The sequence below is a fragment of the Novosphingobium nitrogenifigens DSM 19370 genome, from assembly GCF_000192575.1.
Lineage (GTDB): Bacteria > Pseudomonadota > Alphaproteobacteria > Sphingomonadales > Sphingomonadaceae > Novosphingobium > Novosphingobium nitrogenifigens.
The window spans coordinates 286980-303620 of the sequence record NZ_GL876935.1 but is presented as its reverse complement, the minus strand read 5'-3'; the positions used below and the strand labels follow the sequence as shown (position 1 = coordinate 303620).

Annotated in this window: 15 protein-coding genes; 6 read left to right on the top strand and 9 right to left on the bottom strand. The window is 63.9% G+C overall.

Annotated features, from left to right (window positions below):
• Positions 1–68 precede the first annotated feature (68 nt).
• On the bottom strand, positions 69–2168 hold the full coding sequence (locus tag Y88_RS17550; protein WP_008071705.1) for a sodium-translocating pyrophosphatase: 2100 nt from the start codon (positions 2166–2168) through the stop codon (positions 69–71).
• 131 nt (positions 2169–2299) lie between these two features.
• Positions 2300–3199, bottom strand: a complete 900-nt coding sequence (gene thiL / locus Y88_RS17545; RefSeq protein ID WP_008071703.1) for a thiamine-phosphate kinase — start codon at positions 3197–3199, stop codon at positions 2300–2302.
• A 116-nt stretch (positions 3200–3315) separates the two neighbouring features.
• Between thiL and Y88_RS17540 the strand changes: the two genes are divergently transcribed.
• From Y88_RS17540 to Y88_RS17525, 4 genes are all read left to right on the top strand, one after another.
• The gene (locus Y88_RS17540) at positions 3316–4488 is read left to right on the top strand and encodes an acetyl-CoA C-acetyltransferase (protein WP_008071697.1); all 1173 of its coding nucleotides are present in this window, start codon (positions 3316–3318) and stop codon (positions 4486–4488) included.
• Between the two features lie 28 nt (positions 4489–4516).
• Positions 4517–5302: an SDR family NAD(P)-dependent oxidoreductase gene (locus Y88_RS17535; protein ID WP_008071696.1), complete on the top strand. Its 786-nt coding sequence runs from the start codon at positions 4517–4519 to the stop codon at positions 5300–5302.
• A gap of 157 nt (positions 5303–5459) precedes the next feature.
• Positions 5460–6122: a TetR family transcriptional regulator gene (locus Y88_RS17530; RefSeq protein ID WP_008071695.1), complete on the top strand. Its 663-nt coding sequence runs from the start codon at positions 5460–5462 to the stop codon at positions 6120–6122.
• A gap of 189 nt (positions 6123–6311) precedes the next feature.
• Complete coding sequence (locus Y88_RS17525) at positions 6312–6782, top strand: MarR family winged helix-turn-helix transcriptional regulator (RefSeq protein ID WP_018075584.1); 471 nt, start codon at positions 6312–6314, stop codon at positions 6780–6782.
• A gap of 53 nt (positions 6783–6835) precedes the next feature.
• Here Y88_RS17525 and Y88_RS17520 read toward each other — a convergent pair whose 3' ends face one another.
• The 7 genes from Y88_RS17520 to Y88_RS17490 all read right to left on the bottom strand — a co-directional run bounded on the left by Y88_RS17520 (position 6836) and on the right by Y88_RS17490 (position 14336).
• Entirely contained in the window at positions 6836–7855 is a 1020-nt protein-coding gene (locus tag Y88_RS17520) for a type II secretion system F family protein (RefSeq protein ID WP_008071693.1), read from the bottom strand.
• Positions 7856–7882: 27 nt separating this feature from the next.
• Positions 7883–8854: a type II secretion system F family protein gene (locus Y88_RS17515; RefSeq protein WP_008071692.1), complete on the bottom strand. Its 972-nt coding sequence runs from the start codon at positions 8852–8854 to the stop codon at positions 7883–7885.
• 43 nt (positions 8855–8897) lie between these two features.
• Positions 8898–10232 carry a pilus assembly protein CpaE gene (locus Y88_RS17510; protein ID WP_008071691.1) on the bottom strand — a complete coding sequence of 445 codons (1335 nt, stop codon included), beginning with the start codon at positions 10230–10232 and terminating at the stop codon, positions 8898–8900.
• 19 nt (positions 10233–10251) lie between these two features.
• Positions 10252–10932, bottom strand: coding sequence for a CpaD family pilus assembly protein (locus Y88_RS17505; RefSeq protein ID WP_232281133.1), 681 nt, complete (start codon positions 10930–10932; stop codon positions 10252–10254).
• Between the two features lie 17 nt (positions 10933–10949).
• Positions 10950–12647 carry a type II and III secretion system protein family protein gene (locus Y88_RS17500; RefSeq protein ID WP_008071688.1) on the bottom strand — a complete coding sequence of 566 codons (1698 nt, stop codon included), beginning with the start codon at positions 12645–12647 and terminating at the stop codon, positions 10950–10952.
• Between the two features lies 1 nt (position 12648).
• Positions 12649–13692, bottom strand: a complete 1044-nt coding sequence (gene cpaB / locus Y88_RS17495) for a Flp pilus assembly protein CpaB (protein WP_008071686.1) — start codon at positions 13690–13692, stop codon at positions 12649–12651.
• A gap of 158 nt (positions 13693–13850) precedes the next feature.
• Positions 13851–14336 (bottom strand): A24 family peptidase, encoded by a 486-nt coding sequence (locus tag Y88_RS17490; RefSeq protein WP_008071684.1) that lies wholly within the window; start codon positions 14334–14336, stop codon positions 13851–13853.
• Positions 14337–14485: 149 nt separating this feature from the next.
• Between Y88_RS17490 and Y88_RS17485 the strand changes: the two genes are divergently transcribed.
• Positions 14486–15469, top strand: a complete 984-nt coding sequence (locus tag Y88_RS17485; protein WP_008071683.1) for an alpha/beta hydrolase — start codon at positions 14486–14488, stop codon at positions 15467–15469.
• Between the two features lie 19 nt (positions 15470–15488).
• Complete coding sequence (locus tag Y88_RS17480; RefSeq protein ID WP_008071682.1) at positions 15489–16625, top strand: NAD(P)/FAD-dependent oxidoreductase; 1137 nt, start codon at positions 15489–15491, stop codon at positions 16623–16625.
• Positions 16626–16641: the final 16 nt, after the last annotated feature.

Sequence of the window (16641 nt, the reverse complement as noted above, 5' to 3'; positions counted from 1 at the left end):
GTAAAAACCGGCGCCCGGATCGTGTCCGGACGCCGGTTCCTCCTCCCCAACCGGTTATGATGTGGCGTTCAGCCCGCCGCGTGCCCGGCGAGAGCCGCCAGCAGCAGCAGCGCAACGATATTGGTGATCTTGATCATCGGATTGACGGCCGGGCCTGCGGTATCCTTGTAGGGATCGCCGACCGTGTCGCCGGTGACGGCGGCCTTGTGGGCCTCCGATCCCTTGCCGCCGTGATGGCCGTCCTCGATGTATTTCTTGGCATTGTCCCATGCCCCGCCGCCCGATGTCATCGACAGCGCGACGAAGAGGCCGCTGACGATCACGCCCAGCAGCAGCGCGCCGAGCGCGGCAAAGCCGTTGGCCGACCCCGCCACCATGGTGATGACGAAATAGACGGCCACCGGGGCCAGAACCGGCAGCAGCGAGGGCACGATCATTTCCTTGATCGCGGCACGAGTGACGAGATCGACGGTGCGGGCATAGTCGGGGCGGCTGGTCCCGGCCATGATGCCCGGATTGGATGCGAACTGGTCGCGAACGTCGACGACGACATCGCCCGCCGCGCGCCCGACGGCGGTCATGCCCATCGCGCCGAAGAGATAGGGCAAGAGCGCGCCGAGCAGCAGACCAACGATGACATAGGGATTTTCGAGGCTGAAATCGACTTTCAGCGTCGGAAAGAATTCACGCAGGTCGGTGGTATAGGCGGCAAAGAGCACCAGTGCAGCAAGACCGGCCGAGCCGATGGCATAGCCCTTCGTCACGGCCTTGGTGGTGTTGCCGACGGCGTCGAGGGCATCGGTCTTTTCCCGCACGCTGTCGTCGAGCCCCGCCATTTCGGCAATGCCCCCGGCATTGTCGGTGACCGGCCCATAGGCGTCGAGCGCCACGACCATCCCGGCCAGCGCAAGCATGGCGGTCGCGGCATAGGCGATCCCGATCAGTCCAGCGAGCTGATAGGCGATGACGATCCCGGCACAGATGACCAGCGTGGGAAGGGCGGTCGCTTCCAGACTGATCGCCAGCCCCTGAATGACGTTGGTGCCATGGCCCGTCACCGATGCCTTGGCGATCGAGCGGACCGGGCGATAGGCGGTGCCGGTGTAATATTCGGTGATCCAGATGATGAGCCCGGTGATGACCAGGCCGACCATGGCGGAATAGAACAGCGCCTGTCCGGTCACGCCCTGATTTCCGAGCGGGGCGTGCATGTTGCCCAATGTCGTCGACATGGCGAACCAGATCGCCGGAACCGACAGGATCGCGGTGACGAGGAAGCCCTTGTACATCGCCCCCATGATGTTGTTCGAACTGCCGAGCCGGACGAAATAAGTGCCCACGATCGAGGTGACGATGCACACGCCTCCGATCAGGAGCGGCAGGCTCATCAACGGCAGCAGGAGATCGCCGATCCCTTTGACCAGCAAGGCGGTCAGGACCATCGTCGCGCCCACGGTCACGACATAGGTTTCGAAGAGGTCGGCGGCCATCCCGGCGCAGTCGCCGACATTGTCGCCGACATTGTCCGCGATCACCGCAGGATTGCGTGGGTCATCCTCGGGAATGCCCGCTTCCACCTTGCCGACGAGGTCCGCGCCGACGTCGGCCGCCTTGGTGAAAATACCCCCACCGAGGCGCGCGAAAATCGAGACCAGCGAAGCCCCAAGCGCCAGTGTCGACAATGCGGTGACGACCGTGCGGTCGGACGGCGCATGTCCGGCAGGCCCGATCAGGAACCAGAAGAAACCGGCAATGGCGAGCAGGGCAAGGCCCGCGACCAGCATCCCGGTAATCGCCCCGGCCCGAAAGGCGAGCGTCAGTCCGGCCTGTAACCCGTTCTGTGCGGCGGCGGCGGTGCGGACATTGGCCCGCACCGACACGTTCATGCCGATGAACCCGGCCACGCCCGAGAGGACCGCGCCGATGACGAAGCCGGTTGCCGCGATCTGTCCCAGGAAGGCCAGCACGATCCCGGCGACGATGACCCCGACCAGCGCGATGGTCGAATATTGGCGCTTGAGATAGGCCTGCGCGCCTTCCTGGATGGCGCCGGCGATTTCCTGCATGGCGGGACTTCCGGCCGGGGCGCCCAGCACTTGTCGGCTGGTGATGAAACCATAGACTATGGCCAGCAATCCCAATCCGATTGCGGTTTCGACAAGTATCACGATGGCACCCCCTTTGCATTCGGGCCGGACATGCCGTCGGGCAATGGTCCAAAGCTCCGTCCTCGTCGTTGCGAGGATTGAGAGAAGGCTACCTGTTTAATTGTCCCCCGCAAGCATTTCCTTGCGCAAGCTCAATGGTTTGGGCGATCGTGCCAATATCCGAGCCGACCCTGTGGCGGCGCACCATCGAGCAAGAGGCTGTAAGGCCCGGATTCTGTGACGCGGCCAATTGCATATGCGTCGATGGGCGGTCGAACGCCGGGGGGGAGAGTGAACAGCAACTGATAGTCGTCGCCCCAGCCCAGCGCTTCGCGCAGGCGTTCGGGCGGCAGGGTCTCGGGGACCGGAACAGCCGCCGATTCCAGTGCGATGCACACACCGCTGGCTTCGGCAAGCCGCCGGGCATCGATCAGCAGGCCGTCCGAAACGTCCATCATCGCAGTGACCAGCGGAGCCAGCGCGATCCCTTCGGCAAGGCGCGGGACCGGACGGCGGAACGCGGTCGTATCGATGTCACTGCGGTGATCGCGCAAGGCTTCGAAGCCGAGCATGGCGGCGCCGACCGGGCCGGTGATCCACACGCTGTCCCCGACATGCGCACCGTTGCGCGCCGGGACGGGAACATGCGTCGCGCGGCCGAGCGCGGTCAGGCCATGGCTGCGCCCGCCCGCAGGCGGCGTGATGGTGTCGCCGCCGAGCAGGGGCACGTCATAAGTGTCGAGCACTTCGCGCAAGCCTTGGGCAAAGCGCGCATCGTCGGGACCGAGGGCATAGCCGATCAAGACGCCGACCGGGCGTGCGCCTTTGGCGGCAAGGTCCGAGAGATTGGTGGCGACCAGTTTCCAGGCGATGTCGGCTTCGTCCTGTCCGGCCAGCCAGTGGACGCCTTGCGCCATCATGTCGTGCGTGACGACCAGCGTTTCGGTGCCGAAAGGAAGGACCGCGACGTCGTCGGTCAGCGCGCGCGCCGCAGGGTCGCGGGCAAGTGCGCGCATCATGTCGATAAATCGTGCTTCGCCGGAAGAGGCCATGTGCCCCCGGTGAGGCCTGGCGCGCATTTGTCAAGGACAGCCGAGTGGCTTGACGGCCTTCGGACTCCGATTTAATCGATTACTTAAACAAAGAATGGGTAGAGGAGTCGGGAAAGATGGCTACGGCCTATATCGTCGATGCCGTGCGAACGGCGGGTGGGCGGCGCAATGGACGCCTTGCCGGGGTTCACCCGGTCGATCTGGCGGCAACGACGCTCGACGCGCTGGTCGAACGGACCGGGATCGATCCGGCCGCGATCGACGATGTCGTCATGGGCTGTGTCAGCCAGGGCGGGCAGCAGGCCGGGCAAGTGGGGCGCAATGCCGTGCTGGCGGCAAAGCTGCTGCCGCAATCGGTTCCGGCGGTGACGATCGACCGGCAATGCGGCTCGTCGCAACAGGCAATCCAGTTCGCGGCGCAGGCGGTCATGTCGGGTGTGCAGGACATGGTCATCGCTGCCGGTGTCGAAAGCATGACGCGCGTTCCCATGGGCAGCACTGCGATCTTTCACCAGAAGGAAGGGCTGGGGACTTACAAGTCGCCGGGGCTGGAGGCGAAATATCCCGGCGTGAACTGGTCGCAGTTCGTCGGAGCGGAAATGATGGTCCGCAAATACGGCCTTGGGAAAGATGATCTCGATCGGTTTGCCCTGTCGAGCCATGACAAGGCACGCGCCGCGACGCAGGCCGGACTTTTTGCCGACGAAATCGTCCCGGTCGCGATCGAGACGCCCGAAGGCACCGATCTCCACACGATCGACGAAGGCATCCGGTTCGATGCCACTCTCGAAAGCATTGCAGGGGTGAAGCGACTGAGCCCCGAAAGCGCGTTGACGGCAGCGACGTCGAGCCAGATCTGCGACGGGGCAAGTGCGGCGCTGGTGGTGTCCGAAGCCGCGCTCAAGGCGCATGGATTGACGCCTCTCGCCCGTATTCACACGCTCACCGTGACTGCGGGCGATCCGGTCATCATGCTCGAAGAGCCGCTCTTTGCCACCGACAAGGCGCTGGCAAAGGCAGGCCTCACGATCAACGATATCGACCTTTACGAGGTGAACGAGGCTTTCGCTTCGGTTCCGCTGGCATGGTTGCAGCATACCGGGGCCGATCCCGCACGGCTCAACGTCCATGGCGGGGCAATCGCGCTCGGCCATCCGCTGGGCGCATCGGGAACCAAGCTGATGGCGACGCTGCTTCACGCGCTGAAAGCGCGCGGGGGCCGCTATGGCTTGCAGACGATGTGCGAAGGCGGCGGTGTCGCCAATGTCACTATTGTCGAAATGATGTGAAAAAAAAAGCCAGGGGAGGGATCGGCGCATGAAACTGGGAACCGGGATTGCCGCAATCGTTACCGGCGGGGCTTCGGGGCTGGGGGCCGCGACTGCACGGGCGCTGGCGGCCAAGGGCGTGAAAGTCGCGATTTTCGATCTCAACCCTGACAAGGGCGAGGCTGTCGCGGCCGAGATCGGCGGCATTTTCTGCGCTGTCGACGTGACGAGTGAGGAGAGCGTCGACGCTGGTTTTGCCAGGGCGCGCGCGGCGCATGGGCAGGAACGCGTCCTTGTCAATTGCGCAGGGACGGGCAACGCCATCAAGACGGCCGCTCGTGCAAAGGAAACCGGAGAAATTCGCCATTTCCCGCTCGAGGCCTTCGACCGGATCATCCAGATCAATCTCGTCGGCACCTTCCGTTGCATCGCGAAGTCCGCAGCGGGCATGATGACGCTCGATCCGATCGACGAATTCGGGGAACGCGGGGCGATCGTCAACACCGCCTCGGTCGCGGCCGAGGACGGGCAGATCGGGCAGGCGGCCTATTCCGCGTCGAAAGGCGGGGTCGTGGGCATGACGCTGCCGATTGCGCGCGATCTCATGAGCGAGGGGATCCGCGTCAACACCATCCTGCCCGGCATCTTCGATACGCCGCTGCTGCAAGGCGCGCCCGACGCGGTCAAGGCCGCGCTTGCCGCACAAGTGCCTTTCCCCAAGCGACTGGGCAATCCGCAGGAATATGCCGCGCTTGCCCTGTGCATGATCGAGACCGGCTATTTCAACGGCGAGCACGTTCGTCTCGACGGGGCGATCCGCATGGCCCCGCGATGATGCGGTTTCGTAAAAGGGGGCCGTTTTCCCTTGTGCGTATCGCAGACGTTACGGAATAGGGCTCCCGTTTTCCTGAAATGCGCGCACGCCGCTACCCTCGGCGCATTTCTTCGGATATGCCGACTTTTTATACGTGGTGGGAAGAACCAGGTTGGGAATGAACGATACCAGTCAGGATGTGGCGCAGGCCGGGACCGGCGAAGCGGCCGAACAGCAGGGCGCGCGCGACCTGTTGCTGGAAACCGCGTCGCAGATCATGCGCGAAGGCGACCAGGTCGACATTTCGCTTTCCGAACTGTCGCTGCGGTCAGGGCTGAATTCCGCTCTGGTCAAATACTATTTCGGCAACAAGGCCGGGATGCTCAAGGCCTTGCTCGATCGCGACATGGTGACAATCATCAAGTCGGTCGATGCCCTGCTGGCCAAGGACGACATGTCGCCGGTCGCCAAGCTGCGCCGTCACATCGGCAAGTGCATCGATACCTATTACGCCTATCCCTATCTCAACCGTCTGCTGATGCGACTGGTGCGCGACAGCGACGAGGCCGAAGCGCGGCGGATTGCGGACAAGTACCTGACGCCGCTCGGCGTCGCCTATGACCGCCTGATCAAGGCGGGGGTGGAAACGGGCGTGTTCCGTCCGGTCGACCCGCAGCTTTTCTATTTCACCGTGACCGGGGCGGCCGATCGCTTCTTTTCGGCGCGGCTGGTCCTGCGCCACTGCTATGGTCAGGACACGCTGACCGAGGAACTGCGCGACCGTTATCGCGAACATACCGTCGATTTCATCATGGCCGGGATTCTTGCCCACGGAGAGTGACCCGGATCTGCGGCGACGGGAGGGAAAAAGGGGGGGCTGCCGAAACGGTGCGCCCCCTTTTTTCGTCCGGAATGGGACGGGGAATTACGCGGAATGCCGCCGCTGCGCACAAGAATGACGCAATCGATGCCCTTGCCTTGCAAAATGTGTCTCTTGCCAGATGGCGACGAGTGATTAATGCGTGCCGGAATGACTGGAACGAACAGCCGTCTTCTCGATTTTCTTCCCTACCGCCTGGCGGTCACGTCGAATGCGGTATCCGGGATGATTGCGGATGAATACCGTGAGCGGTTCGGTCTCAAGATTTCCGAATGGCGCGTCATGGCGATCTTGAGCGATTGTGGTCCGCTGACCCAGCGCGAGTTGGTCCAGTGCACCGTGACTGACAAAGTTACGGTCAATCGCGCGTGCAAGGCTTTGGAAGAGCGTGGTTTTCTTCGTCGAAGTCCGAACCGGGCCGATGGGCGTTCGCACCATCTCGAGCTGACTGAGGAAGGCCGGGAAATCTGCGAGCAGATCTGGCCGCGCGTTTACGACGCCTATGACCGGGTCTTTGCCGCGTTGACGCCGCGCGAGACCGACCGCTTGCGCGACCTGCTCGACAAATTGCGCGAATCGGTGCGTGGTGAGCGGAACGAAAAGGCGCAGCGCGTACGATAACGCGCCGGAAAAAAGGGACGCTCCCCTGCGGGAACCGTCCCTTTCCCGAAAAATCACATCTTGCGATGGATGAAGTTGTCGCTGAGCGAGCAGGCCGCCGGGCCGAGAATGACGACGAACAGCGTTGGCAGGATGAACAGGATCAGCGGAATGGTCATGATCGCGGGAAGGCGAGCGGCCTTTTCCTCGGCGCGCATCATACGTTCGTTGCGGAATTCGGCTGACAGCACGCGCAGGGCCGAGGCCAGCGGCGTACCATAGCGTTCGGTCTGGATCATCGTGGTGACGACCCCGCGCATCGATTCGAGATTGACGCGATAGGCCAGATTCTCGAACGCGCTCCGCCGCTCGGTCAGGAACGACAGCTCGATCGCGGTCAGCGAGAATTCATCGCCCAGTTCCGGATAGGCGCGGCCCAGTTCGCGCGCGACGCGGGAAAAGGCGGCGTCGATAGTAAGGCCTGCTTCGGCGCAGATGACCAGCAAGTCGAGCGCGTCGGGCAATCCCTTGCGGATGGCGTTGGTCCGTTTGCCGATGAGATTGGCGACGAACACGTCCGGGCCCTTGTACCCGGCAAGGACCATGACCGCAAAGGCGCCGAATTTCTTGTAGTCGGGCCAGGTCGGGAAATAGTTGAGGCCATAGATGAACAGCGCGGCGAGCCCGCCGAGCACCATCGGGCCGATCATTCGCCCGAAAATGACGGCGACGCCCCATTCCTTCTTGCGGATGCCCGCCTGGGCCAGTTTCTGCTGCGCGGTTGCGAGCTGGCTGTCCTGCAGCACGCGCAGGCGTTCGAGAATCGAACGGATGCGGTCGGTCGTTTCGTTGCGCCGGACGATGCTCGTGCGTTTCTTGCTCGCGGCAACGACGATCCCGGCCTTGAGTTCCTCGCGACGTTCGTTGAGCGATTTCACGCGCTTTGCCATCGGATCGCGGACGGTGACCGCGGCATAGATGGCAAGCACGACCGCTACAGCGGCAAGACCAGCCAGGACCGTGCCGACAAAAACGACATCCACGCCCAGAAGGGTGGGACCATGATGGACCGGGGCCGAGGAAAAGGCGCTCATAAGAGGAGGCTCATCACAGGAGGGGGCTCAGATTTCGAAATTGACCATGCGGGACATGATGAAGGCGCCCATCGACAGCCAGATCAGCCCCCCGATCCCCGCAACCATCAGGCGTTCGTCGACGAAGAACTGGCCGAGGTAACGCGGGTTGATCGAATAGATCAGGGCAAAGACGATGAACGGCAATGAGCCGACGATATAGGCCGAGGCCTTGGATTCCGAACTCATCGCCTTGATCTTGAGCTTCATCTGTGCGCGTTTGCGCAGCACGTCGGCAAGATTGGCGAGCGTTTCGGCAAGGTTGCCGCCGGTTTCGCGCTGGATCGCGAGCGTGATGCAGAAAAAGCTGAATTCGGCCAGATCGAGTCGGTCCGCCGTTTCCTGCAGCGCGTCCTCCATCGTCCGTCCGAGCCGGATGCGATCGGTGACGATCTTGAATTCCTCGCTGACGGGGCCTGGCAATTCGTTGGCGACCACCACCAGCGTTTCGCTGATCGGCAGGCCCGAACGCAGGCCGCGTACCAGGAGTTCGAGCGCGTCGGGGAAGCGGGTGATGAAATTGTTGATGCGCTTGTTGATCGCCCAGGACACGGCGAAATGGGGGAGTCCCGCGCCGATCGCAATGCCAAGGGCAAGGCCGAGCACAAGCGATCCGCTTTTGATCCAGACGAACCCGCCGAAAAGGATGACCAGCCCGAGCGAAGCATAGAGATATTGGCTGATCGTCCAGCCTCTGCCGGTCCGATCAAGGCGCAGCGAGAGCGCCTCGAGCCGCGACGAGGAACCGGCAAGCTTGTAGGCCTTGGGCTTTCGTGCGGCGAGGGCCTTGCGATATTGCGCCTCGACTTTGTCGGTTGTGCTTTCCGAATGCCGCAACTTGACCGCCTGAAGCCGCCGGCTGCTCTCGCGCGCGGGATTGGGCCCCATGAACAGGGTGATGCCCGCCCAGGCGGCGACAGTGAGACCGATAGCCATGAGGATGAAGGGCAACGACGACATCACGGGTCCAGTCGCGAGGGGAGGAGGGAAGGGTGGCGCAGGGTCAGGCGGGGGCTCCGGTCTTTACCTTGCCGGGCAGGAATTTGCGGAAATCGAGGCGGTCGAGCAACGAGGCGCTCTTGCCCGCGCCGTTGTCGCCATCGGACCTGGGGCCTCCGCCCTTTCCGCCATCCTTGCCCTTGGGGGCCTTGCCGGTGGGCGCCTCGACGCGATCGGGATCGGTCGCGACGACGGCATCGGCGATGGTACGGATGGCCTGTCCTGCTTTTGCTGCGCGGTTGGCGCCGATGAACGTCTGGCCCAGTTTGCCCGCATTGGCGGCGGCCTTGGCGTCGAAGGGAATGACGTAGTTGATCTTGCGCTCGATCGAGCTTTCGAAATCGGCTTTGCTGATTTCAGCGACGCCCGACTGCACCTTGTTCGCGACGACGAACACCGTCGCGTGGGGCGCATTGGATTTCAGCCACGAAAGCAGGCGGATGCCGTCGCGCGCCCCGGCCAGTGTCAATTCCGTGACCAGCAGCACGACATTCACGGTGCTGAGCAGGTGGGGGAAATTGATCAGCATGTTGCGGGGCAGATCGATCACCGTTGCTTCGAAAGCGTGGCGAAATTCTTCGATCAACTGAACAAAGGCGCTGCCGTCGGTGAGCAGCGGGGAATTGATCGGCGCTTCGGCCGAGAGGATCGACAGGTTGTCGTTGGCGCGGATCATTGCGCGCTCGATGAACAGTCCGTCGATGCGGCTCGGGTTTTCGATCGCGTCGGTCAACCCGCGTCCCGGTTCGAGATCGAGCGTCAGGGCATCGGTGCCGAAGTGGACGTCGAGATCGAGCAGCGCGGTCGGCATCTTGTTATCAGTACTGAGCAGCCATGCGAGCGAAGTCGCCATCATCGAGGCGCCGACACCCCCGCGCGTGCCGACGATCGCGGTCGAGACGTGGCTCTTGGCAGCACCGCCCTCGCCATTGCGCGGGGCCGTGAAAATGGCTTGGGCCTGGGCAAGCGAATCGCGCAAGGCTCCCGGAGCGAGCGGCTTGAGCAGGTAGTCCTGAATGCCCGAGGACAGGAGGTCGCGATAGAGCCGGACATCATTGACCTGACCCACGGCGATGACGACGGTGCCGGGTTCGCACACCTCGGCAAGGGCATTGATGTCGTTGAGCGGGTCGCCGCTTTCGGACATGTCGACCAGCAGGATAGCCGGGCTGGCGGTGATGGCCAGCGACTGGATCGCGTTGCGCAAGCCGCCCTTCATCACCTTCTCGGGCTGCCAGCCCATGTCGATGACGACCGAGCGCAGCACGTCGATCGAGGCGTCGTCGCACACATAGGCGGCGAACATGTCGCGATTGCCCGATTTCCATGGAGCGTTCATGGTTCGCTCTGCTCCTGCCTTACTGGGTTGACTGCGAGGACGTCTGCTTGAGAGCCTGTGCCCCGGTCGCAGCCTTGTTGCGGTAGGTGTCGATCGCCTTGGTATTGCTCATGACGACCGTATCGCCGACGCCGGTCTGGCCGTGGACGAGGTCTTCCTTGTTGGCGACCATGGCAGCCATGTTGGCATTCGTCGCGCAGCCGAAATTGCGCGACGTCGCGTTGTTGAAATTGGCGTCGGAGCGCGCTTTCCAGTCGGGGCAGCCCGGGACGCTGGCATAAGTGCGCGAGACGACGATGCGGACGGTGCCTCCCGCAAGCGCGCCTTCGGTCACCGGCGCCGCTCCGTTCAGCATCAGGCCGAAACGGCTCATGACAGCCTCGACTGCAGCGCGGGTCACGGCCGAAGAGGCCGGATCGTCGATCGAGACGCGGTCGCCGAATTTCAGGCCGAGCGCGCTGAACCAGTCGGAGAGACGACGCAGTTGAGCCGGTTCGATCCCGCCGTCGGGAAGCGTCGGCACGTCGAACGTGTAATTGGTCCGTTCGATCACCGGCTGATGCGCGCTCTCGAGCGAGCGGTTGGTCGGCATCCCGCCGCATCCGGCGAGCGCAAGAGCAAGGCCGCCCACGATCGTGGCGCTGGCAAGACGGCGCAGACCCGAAGGGGCGTGGCGGGGAGAGGGCTGGTGCTGGGCCATGATCTTGTCTGTCCCCTTCACTGGATGCTGAAGCCGGGCTGGGTGTCGTTGCTTGCCTGCTTGCCCCGGCGCGGACGGTCCGCCGTATCGGGGGCCGATGCGCCGGAGGCATCGCCGATCCGGGGCGATGCGGCCTGTTCCGGAGCGGCCGGAGCCGGGGAGGGGGCCGGAGTGGCGGGCGTCGATTGCTGGGTTGCAGGCTTCTCGGTCGGCTTGGGGCGCTCGCCATCGACGACGCCGTCGCTTTCGAGATTGCCGAGGATCTGCTTGAGTGCGCCTGCGCTCTTGAACCCGTCGGTGGGCAAGTGGATCTCGCTCGGATCAACCGGATTGACGAGATAGGGGGTGACGATGATCACCAGCTCGGTTTCGCCGCGCTGATAGGAGGTCGAGCGGAACAGCGAGCCCAGGATCGGCAGGTCGCCCGCGCCGGGCATCTTGGCGATGGTGTTCTGGCTTGAATTCTTGAGCAGGCCCGCGATCATGAAGCTCTGGCCCGAACCCAGTTCGATTGTCGTTTCGGCACGACGGACGGACAGGGCGGGCACCGAATAGCCGTTCAGGGAAACCGCGCCATCGCTCGAAAGCTCCGATACTTCGGGGCGGACGCGCAGCGAGATGCGGCCGTTGGCAAGGACGGTCGGCGTATAGGCAAGGCTGACGCCATAGTTCTTGTACTGGACCGGCACGGTGCCGAGACCCGAGCTGACCGGGATCGGGTATTCGCCACCGGCCAGGAACTCGGCGGTTTCACCCGACAGTGCCGTCAGATTGGGTTCGGCCAGCGTGCTGACAAGGCCGATCGATTCGGCAAGGTCGAGCGCGGCCAGGAAGCTCAGACCGAAAACCTTGCTGGCAAGGGCCAGAGTGGTGCCGGTGCTGACCGGACTGACCGCCGTTGCTCCGGTCGTCGTGGCCGTGCCCATGCCAAGTGGGCCGCCGGGTACATATTGCGGAAAGAACGAGCGGCCCTGGCCCAGACCGAATTTCAACCCGCTGGTCGCGTCCGCAGTCGTCCAGTTCGACTGGATCGAACGCGTCAGCGTGCGGCTGACTTCGGCAAATTTGACGTGCAGGTTGACCTGCAACGGGGTGGCCATCTTGAGGCGGCTGATGACGTTGGTCTTTTCGCCGACGAAAGCCTTGACCAGGCGTTCCGCTTCGGCGGCGTCTTCGGGTGCGGAGACCGTTCCGGTCAGCAGCACCGTGTTGTTCATTGTTGCGGTCGCGATGTGCGCTTCGGGCATGGCCATGTGCAGCATCTGGTCGATGCTGTCGAGATTGTTGCCCACCCGGATATTGGCCGACCAGATCACGTCGCCGCGACCGTTGCTGGCATAGACGGTGGTTTCCCCGCCCGCCTTGCCGAAGATGTAGAGCTGGTTGCCCGACTTCACCTGCACGTCGGCGATGTTCTCGTTGGCGACGAACACATCGGTCATGTTGCCCGGCAGCGTGACCAGCTCGCCGCGCCCGATGCTGATTGCCAGCGAACGGGCGGGGGCGGTGACGCCGGGGGTCATCGGCGGCGTGGTGTGGAGGACGGCAAGAGCGCGGGGCTTTGCCTTCATATGCGGAGTTGCAGCCGAAAGTGCCGCAGGCAGTCCGGGCAGGATCGCGACGACGGCGACGCCAAGCGCGGTGGAAACGAGACGCTTCTTCATCGTCTGGCCTTTCGAGCCGATCGAGGCGGGAGTTTCGAGAATACCGGTCATCTCAGTTTCCCCCGTGCAGGCTGACTTCCTGCGTATCCTTGCCGCGGGTGATGCGGACGACAGGGCCACGATGGAAAACCAGCTGGGGTTGACCGTTGCCGGCGCCGGGGCGGCTGGGGCTGGCCTGCGAAGGCGAGCTGTCCGCGCTGACGCCGTTGATCGAGTTTGCCGAGGGCATCGTCTTGCGCTGGAAGCGCGAGACATCGCCGCCGGTCACATAAGTCGTGCCCTTGTCGATGGGCTTGCCCATGGCGGCCTTGATCAGGCGGTCTTCCTCGGCCTTGCTGGCACCGGCGGGAAACTTGACCTGGCCCGAGGCGACGGCCTGTTCGAGTTCAGAGGAATTGTCGGCGATCGAGCGCAGCGACAGGCTGATCGTGCCGATCGATTCGGCGACGGCGAGTTCTTCGGCAATCTTGGGCGTGGCTTCGACGGTGACGAGGCTGAAGCCCTTGACGCGAGTGTGGCCGTCGACGGTTTCCTGATCGGTCGACTGGTCGGTCGCCAGTACGCGCAGGTTCTTGAGAATGGTCTCGGTCGCCTTGAGCGCCTGCGATTCGCCGTCACCCTTGACCGACTGGGTCAGCAGCAGGTCGACGTGGTCGCCAGGGAAGACGAAGCCGGCAACGCCGGTGCGGGTGCTGACCGGGATCGTCACGGCGCGCATGCCCGGCCCGAGTGCGGCGGCAAGGAAGCCGCGATCGCCCGGGGCGACCAGCGAGCCGGTGGTGATCGGCTGTCCGGCGGTGATCGGATTGCGGACGACCGTGCCGAGCAGCTTCTGCATGTCGGTCTTGTCCTGCAGGAAATAGGCGTCCTGGACGAGGTCCTTGGGCCAGGCCTGGTACGACACTGCATCGGCGGTGATGATCGTGCCGACCGGCAGGGCGCGTTGGGCAACGAGAACCTTGGGGCCGTCGAGAACCTTGGCTGCGGCAATGGCCTGCGGCGTCGATCCTCCGGTGAGCAGGGCGCGTGCGGCAAGGCTGGTGGCGATGGCGAAAATCAACGCCCCCACCAGCAAAATGAGCTTCTTCCTGTCCATGACCTGCTTATCCCGCCCTGAGAACCTTTGCCTGAAATCCGCCAAACTGGTTAAGAATGGCCTAGTGCCCCACCGTAATCAGTCCGATTTCGCGTATTTTTGAACCTGTATGTGAAACGTTTGCTCAACTGGCCCATCGTCTGTCCGTTGTCTGATCGTCAGCCGAGGAGGGGATGGGCGTGAGTCCAGTCCGTGCTGGCCAGGATCCACAGGCCGGCCCCGGCGATGGCAACGCCATAGGGGATCTGGAGTCGATTCTTGCGGCGCCGCGTTACGTGCCACATGCCCAGAACGATCGTGAGCAAGCCTCCGGCCAGAGCCATGATCAGCAGCAGACGCAGGAACAGAACCACCGGCAGCCACAGTGCCAGCGCAGTCAACAGCTTCACGTCGCCGCCGCCCATCGCCCGAAGGGCAAAGAGTCCGGCGAGCACCGCGAAGGTTCCGACCGCCAGAGCAAGTTGCAGCGCGACGCCCGGCCACAGCGACAGTCCGCTGGCCCACCAGAACAGCGGCGCGCCCAGCGCGACAGTGGCGTTGAGCCAGTTGTCGATCTGCCGACGACGGAGGTCGGTGAAAGCTGCAACCAGCAGTGCGATTGCCAAGGCTCCTACCAGCCCGTAAACGATCCATGTTTCGTGCATGACCGAGGTTATGCAGGACGATCACTTACCAAACGGTAACCAACATCAGCCGCAGAAAACGGGGCAGATACGGACCCGAAGGCGGCATAGGGAGGCAGGCCTTGGCGGACCGACCCGAGATGTCCCGACTCGAAATATCCGAGCCCGAAATGGCGATGTCGGATCGTCCCTTGCCGATCAATCGGCGCGCGATTCCCGACCCGGCTTGCGAATCGATGTGGCTGACCGAGGACGGTGCGCCGATCCGCCGCATTGATTGGCCCGGTGCGCCCAGAGACGGGGAGGGGCTGCGCAGGGGGTCGATTCTCTTCCTGCCCGGGCGGGCCGATTTCTATGAGAAATACCTCGAAACGCTCGACGGCTGGCATCGTCAGGGCTGGCGGGTAACGGCGCTCGATTGGCGCTGGCAAGCCGGGTCAGGGCGATTCCGGGCCGATCCCAAGGTTGGCGACGTTGCCGATTTCTCGATATGGATCAACGATCTGGCTTCGTTCTGGCGGGACTGGACCGAACTGGTGCCGGGCCCTCACGTTCTTGTCGGGCATTCGATGGGCGGGCATCTCGTCCTGCGCACGGTTGCCGAAGGTCTGGTGCGTCCCGATGCCCTGGTATTGAGCGCGCCGATGCTCGGGTTCGTGACTGCTGTACCGGAATGGTTGCAGCTAACGTATGCCGGATTGATGTGCCGTCTGGGCGATCCCGGGCGCATGGCATGGACGGGTGGCGAGCGGCCGGGCGAGGACGCGGACCAGCGTGCACGCGATCTTACACATGACCCGGCCCGCTATGCCGATGAATTGTGGTGGCGGTCCCATCGTCCGCAACTCGATCTGGGACCGGCAAGTTGGCACTGGGTGCGCAAGGCTTGCGAATCGTTGCGGCGACTCGCCACGCCGGACTTGCTCGAATCGGTGAATGTGCCTGTGCTCTTGCTGGCAGCGCGTCACGACGCGTTGGTGTCATTGGTCGCAATCGAGCGTGCGGCGGCACGCTTGCCGGATGCGGAACTCTGCGCCTTTGGCGAGGAAGCCGCGCACGAGATCCTGCGCGAGTGCGACGCGGTACGAGAAAGGGTGCTTGCCACGATAGCCGATTTCCTCGACCGGAAGGCACCGCGTTCCCTCACGCGATGACGTCGATCAAGGATATGCCATGACTGAAACCAGCTCTGCCGATCTTTCCGCCGCGAATCATGCGTTCGATATCGCGATCATCGGAGCGGGGATGGCCGGGGCAAGCCTTGCGGCCGAATGTGCCGCCCATGCGCGGGTCCTGCTGATCGAGGCGGAGGACGCGCCGGGTTATCACACGACCGGGCGATCGGCTGCGTTCTGGGAAGAAAGCTATGGCGGGCCGGGCGTTTTGGCGCTGACCCATGCATCGGGCCGCTTTCTCGGGGAACTGGGCCTGCTCGAACCGCGCCCGGGCCTTACCATCGGGCGCGCCGGGGATCGCGAACGGATCGAGGCTTTCGTCGAGGACTATGCGCGCCTCGGCGTCGATATTCGCATGCTTGACCGGAACGCGATCGCGGCCCTGGTTCCGGGGTTGAAGGAGGCATGGCAATATGGCGCGATCGAAGGCCGGGGCGCGGATATCGATGTCGCCGGTCTGCATCAGCATTACCTTGCGCTGGGCAAGCGGACCGGGACTTTGCTCAAGGTCCGCGCGCGCGTCGAAGCTCTGACGCGGGACGCCGACGGCTGGCGGCTGGAATGGCGTGGGGGATCTGCCCGAGCAGGCGTGATCGCCAATGCTGCCGGGGCCTGGGCCGATACGGTTGCCGGGCTTGCCGGGGTTGCCCCGCTCGGCATCACGCCGTTGCGACGGACCATGGTGCAGCTGCGCACCGATCCCGCGCCGCCTGCGGACATGCCGCTGACCTTCGGGATCGACGGGGATTTCTATTTCAAGCCGCAGAGCGGGCGCTTGCTGGTGTCGCCGCATGACGAAACGCCCGATGTTCCGCATGATGTCGCGCCCGAGGAACTTGATGTCGCGATTGCCATAGACCGCATGGAAAACGCGCTCGACTGGCGGATCGGCGGGATCGACCGGCGCTGGGCAGGCTTGCGCAGCTTTTCGCCCGATCGTCTGCCCGTCTATGGCTATGATGCGCAGGTTCCCGGCTTTTTCTGGTTCGCGGGGCAAGGCGGCTTCGGCATCCAGACGGCGCCTGCCGCCGCGCGGCTCGGGGCCCAGCTCCTGCTCGATCGCGGCCGCGACGCGATGACCGACATGATCGACGCGGGCGTCTATGCCCCGGCGCGGTTCACCGTTCCTGCGTAAAAGGGCGATCCGGCCG

What these genes read in the sequence shown, in the direction of transcription:
- Y88_RS17485 (WP_008071683.1), top strand. Translation starts at nt 14,486, where the DNA reads ATGGCGATGTCGGATCGTCCCTTGCCGATCAATCGGCGCGCGATTCCC.
- Y88_RS17525 (WP_018075584.1), top strand. Translation starts at nt 6,312, where the DNA reads ATGACTGGAACGAACAGCCGTCTTCTCGATTTTCTTCCCTACCGCCTG.
- Y88_RS17535 (WP_008071696.1), top strand. Translation starts at nt 4,517, where the DNA reads ATGAAACTGGGAACCGGGATTGCCGCAATCGTTACCGGCGGGGCTTCG.
- Y88_RS17490 (WP_008071684.1), bottom strand. Translation starts at nt 14,336, where the DNA reads ATGCACGAAACATGGATCGTTTACGGGCTGGTAGGAGCCTTGGCAATC.
- Y88_RS17480 (WP_008071682.1), top strand. Translation starts at nt 15,489, where the DNA reads ATGACTGAAACCAGCTCTGCCGATCTTTCCGCCGCGAATCATGCGTTC.
- Y88_RS17500 (WP_008071688.1), bottom strand. Translation starts at nt 12,647, where the DNA reads ATGACCGGTATTCTCGAAACTCCCGCCTCGATCGGCTCGAAAGGCCAG.
- Y88_RS17515 (WP_008071692.1), bottom strand. Translation starts at nt 8,854, where the DNA reads ATGTCGTCGTTGCCCTTCATCCTCATGGCTATCGGTCTCACTGTCGCC.
- Y88_RS17520 (WP_008071693.1), bottom strand. Translation starts at nt 7,855, where the DNA reads ATGAGCGCCTTTTCCTCGGCCCCGGTCCATCATGGTCCCACCCTTCTG.
- Y88_RS17530 (WP_008071695.1), top strand. Translation starts at nt 5,460, where the DNA reads ATGAACGATACCAGTCAGGATGTGGCGCAGGCCGGGACCGGCGAAGCG.
- thiL (WP_008071703.1), bottom strand. Translation starts at nt 3,199, where the DNA reads ATGGCCTCTTCCGGCGAAGCACGATTTATCGACATGATGCGCGCACTT.
- Y88_RS17505 (WP_232281133.1), bottom strand. Translation starts at nt 10,932, where the DNA reads ATGGCCCAGCACCAGCCCTCTCCCCGCCACGCCCCTTCGGGTCTGCGC.
- cpaB (WP_008071686.1), bottom strand. Translation starts at nt 13,692, where the DNA reads ATGGACAGGAAGAAGCTCATTTTGCTGGTGGGGGCGTTGATTTTCGCC.
- Y88_RS17540 (WP_008071697.1), top strand. Translation starts at nt 3,316, where the DNA reads ATGGCTACGGCCTATATCGTCGATGCCGTGCGAACGGCGGGTGGGCGG.
- Y88_RS17510 (WP_008071691.1), bottom strand. Translation starts at nt 10,232, where the DNA reads ATGAACGCTCCATGGAAATCGGGCAATCGCGACATGTTCGCCGCCTAT.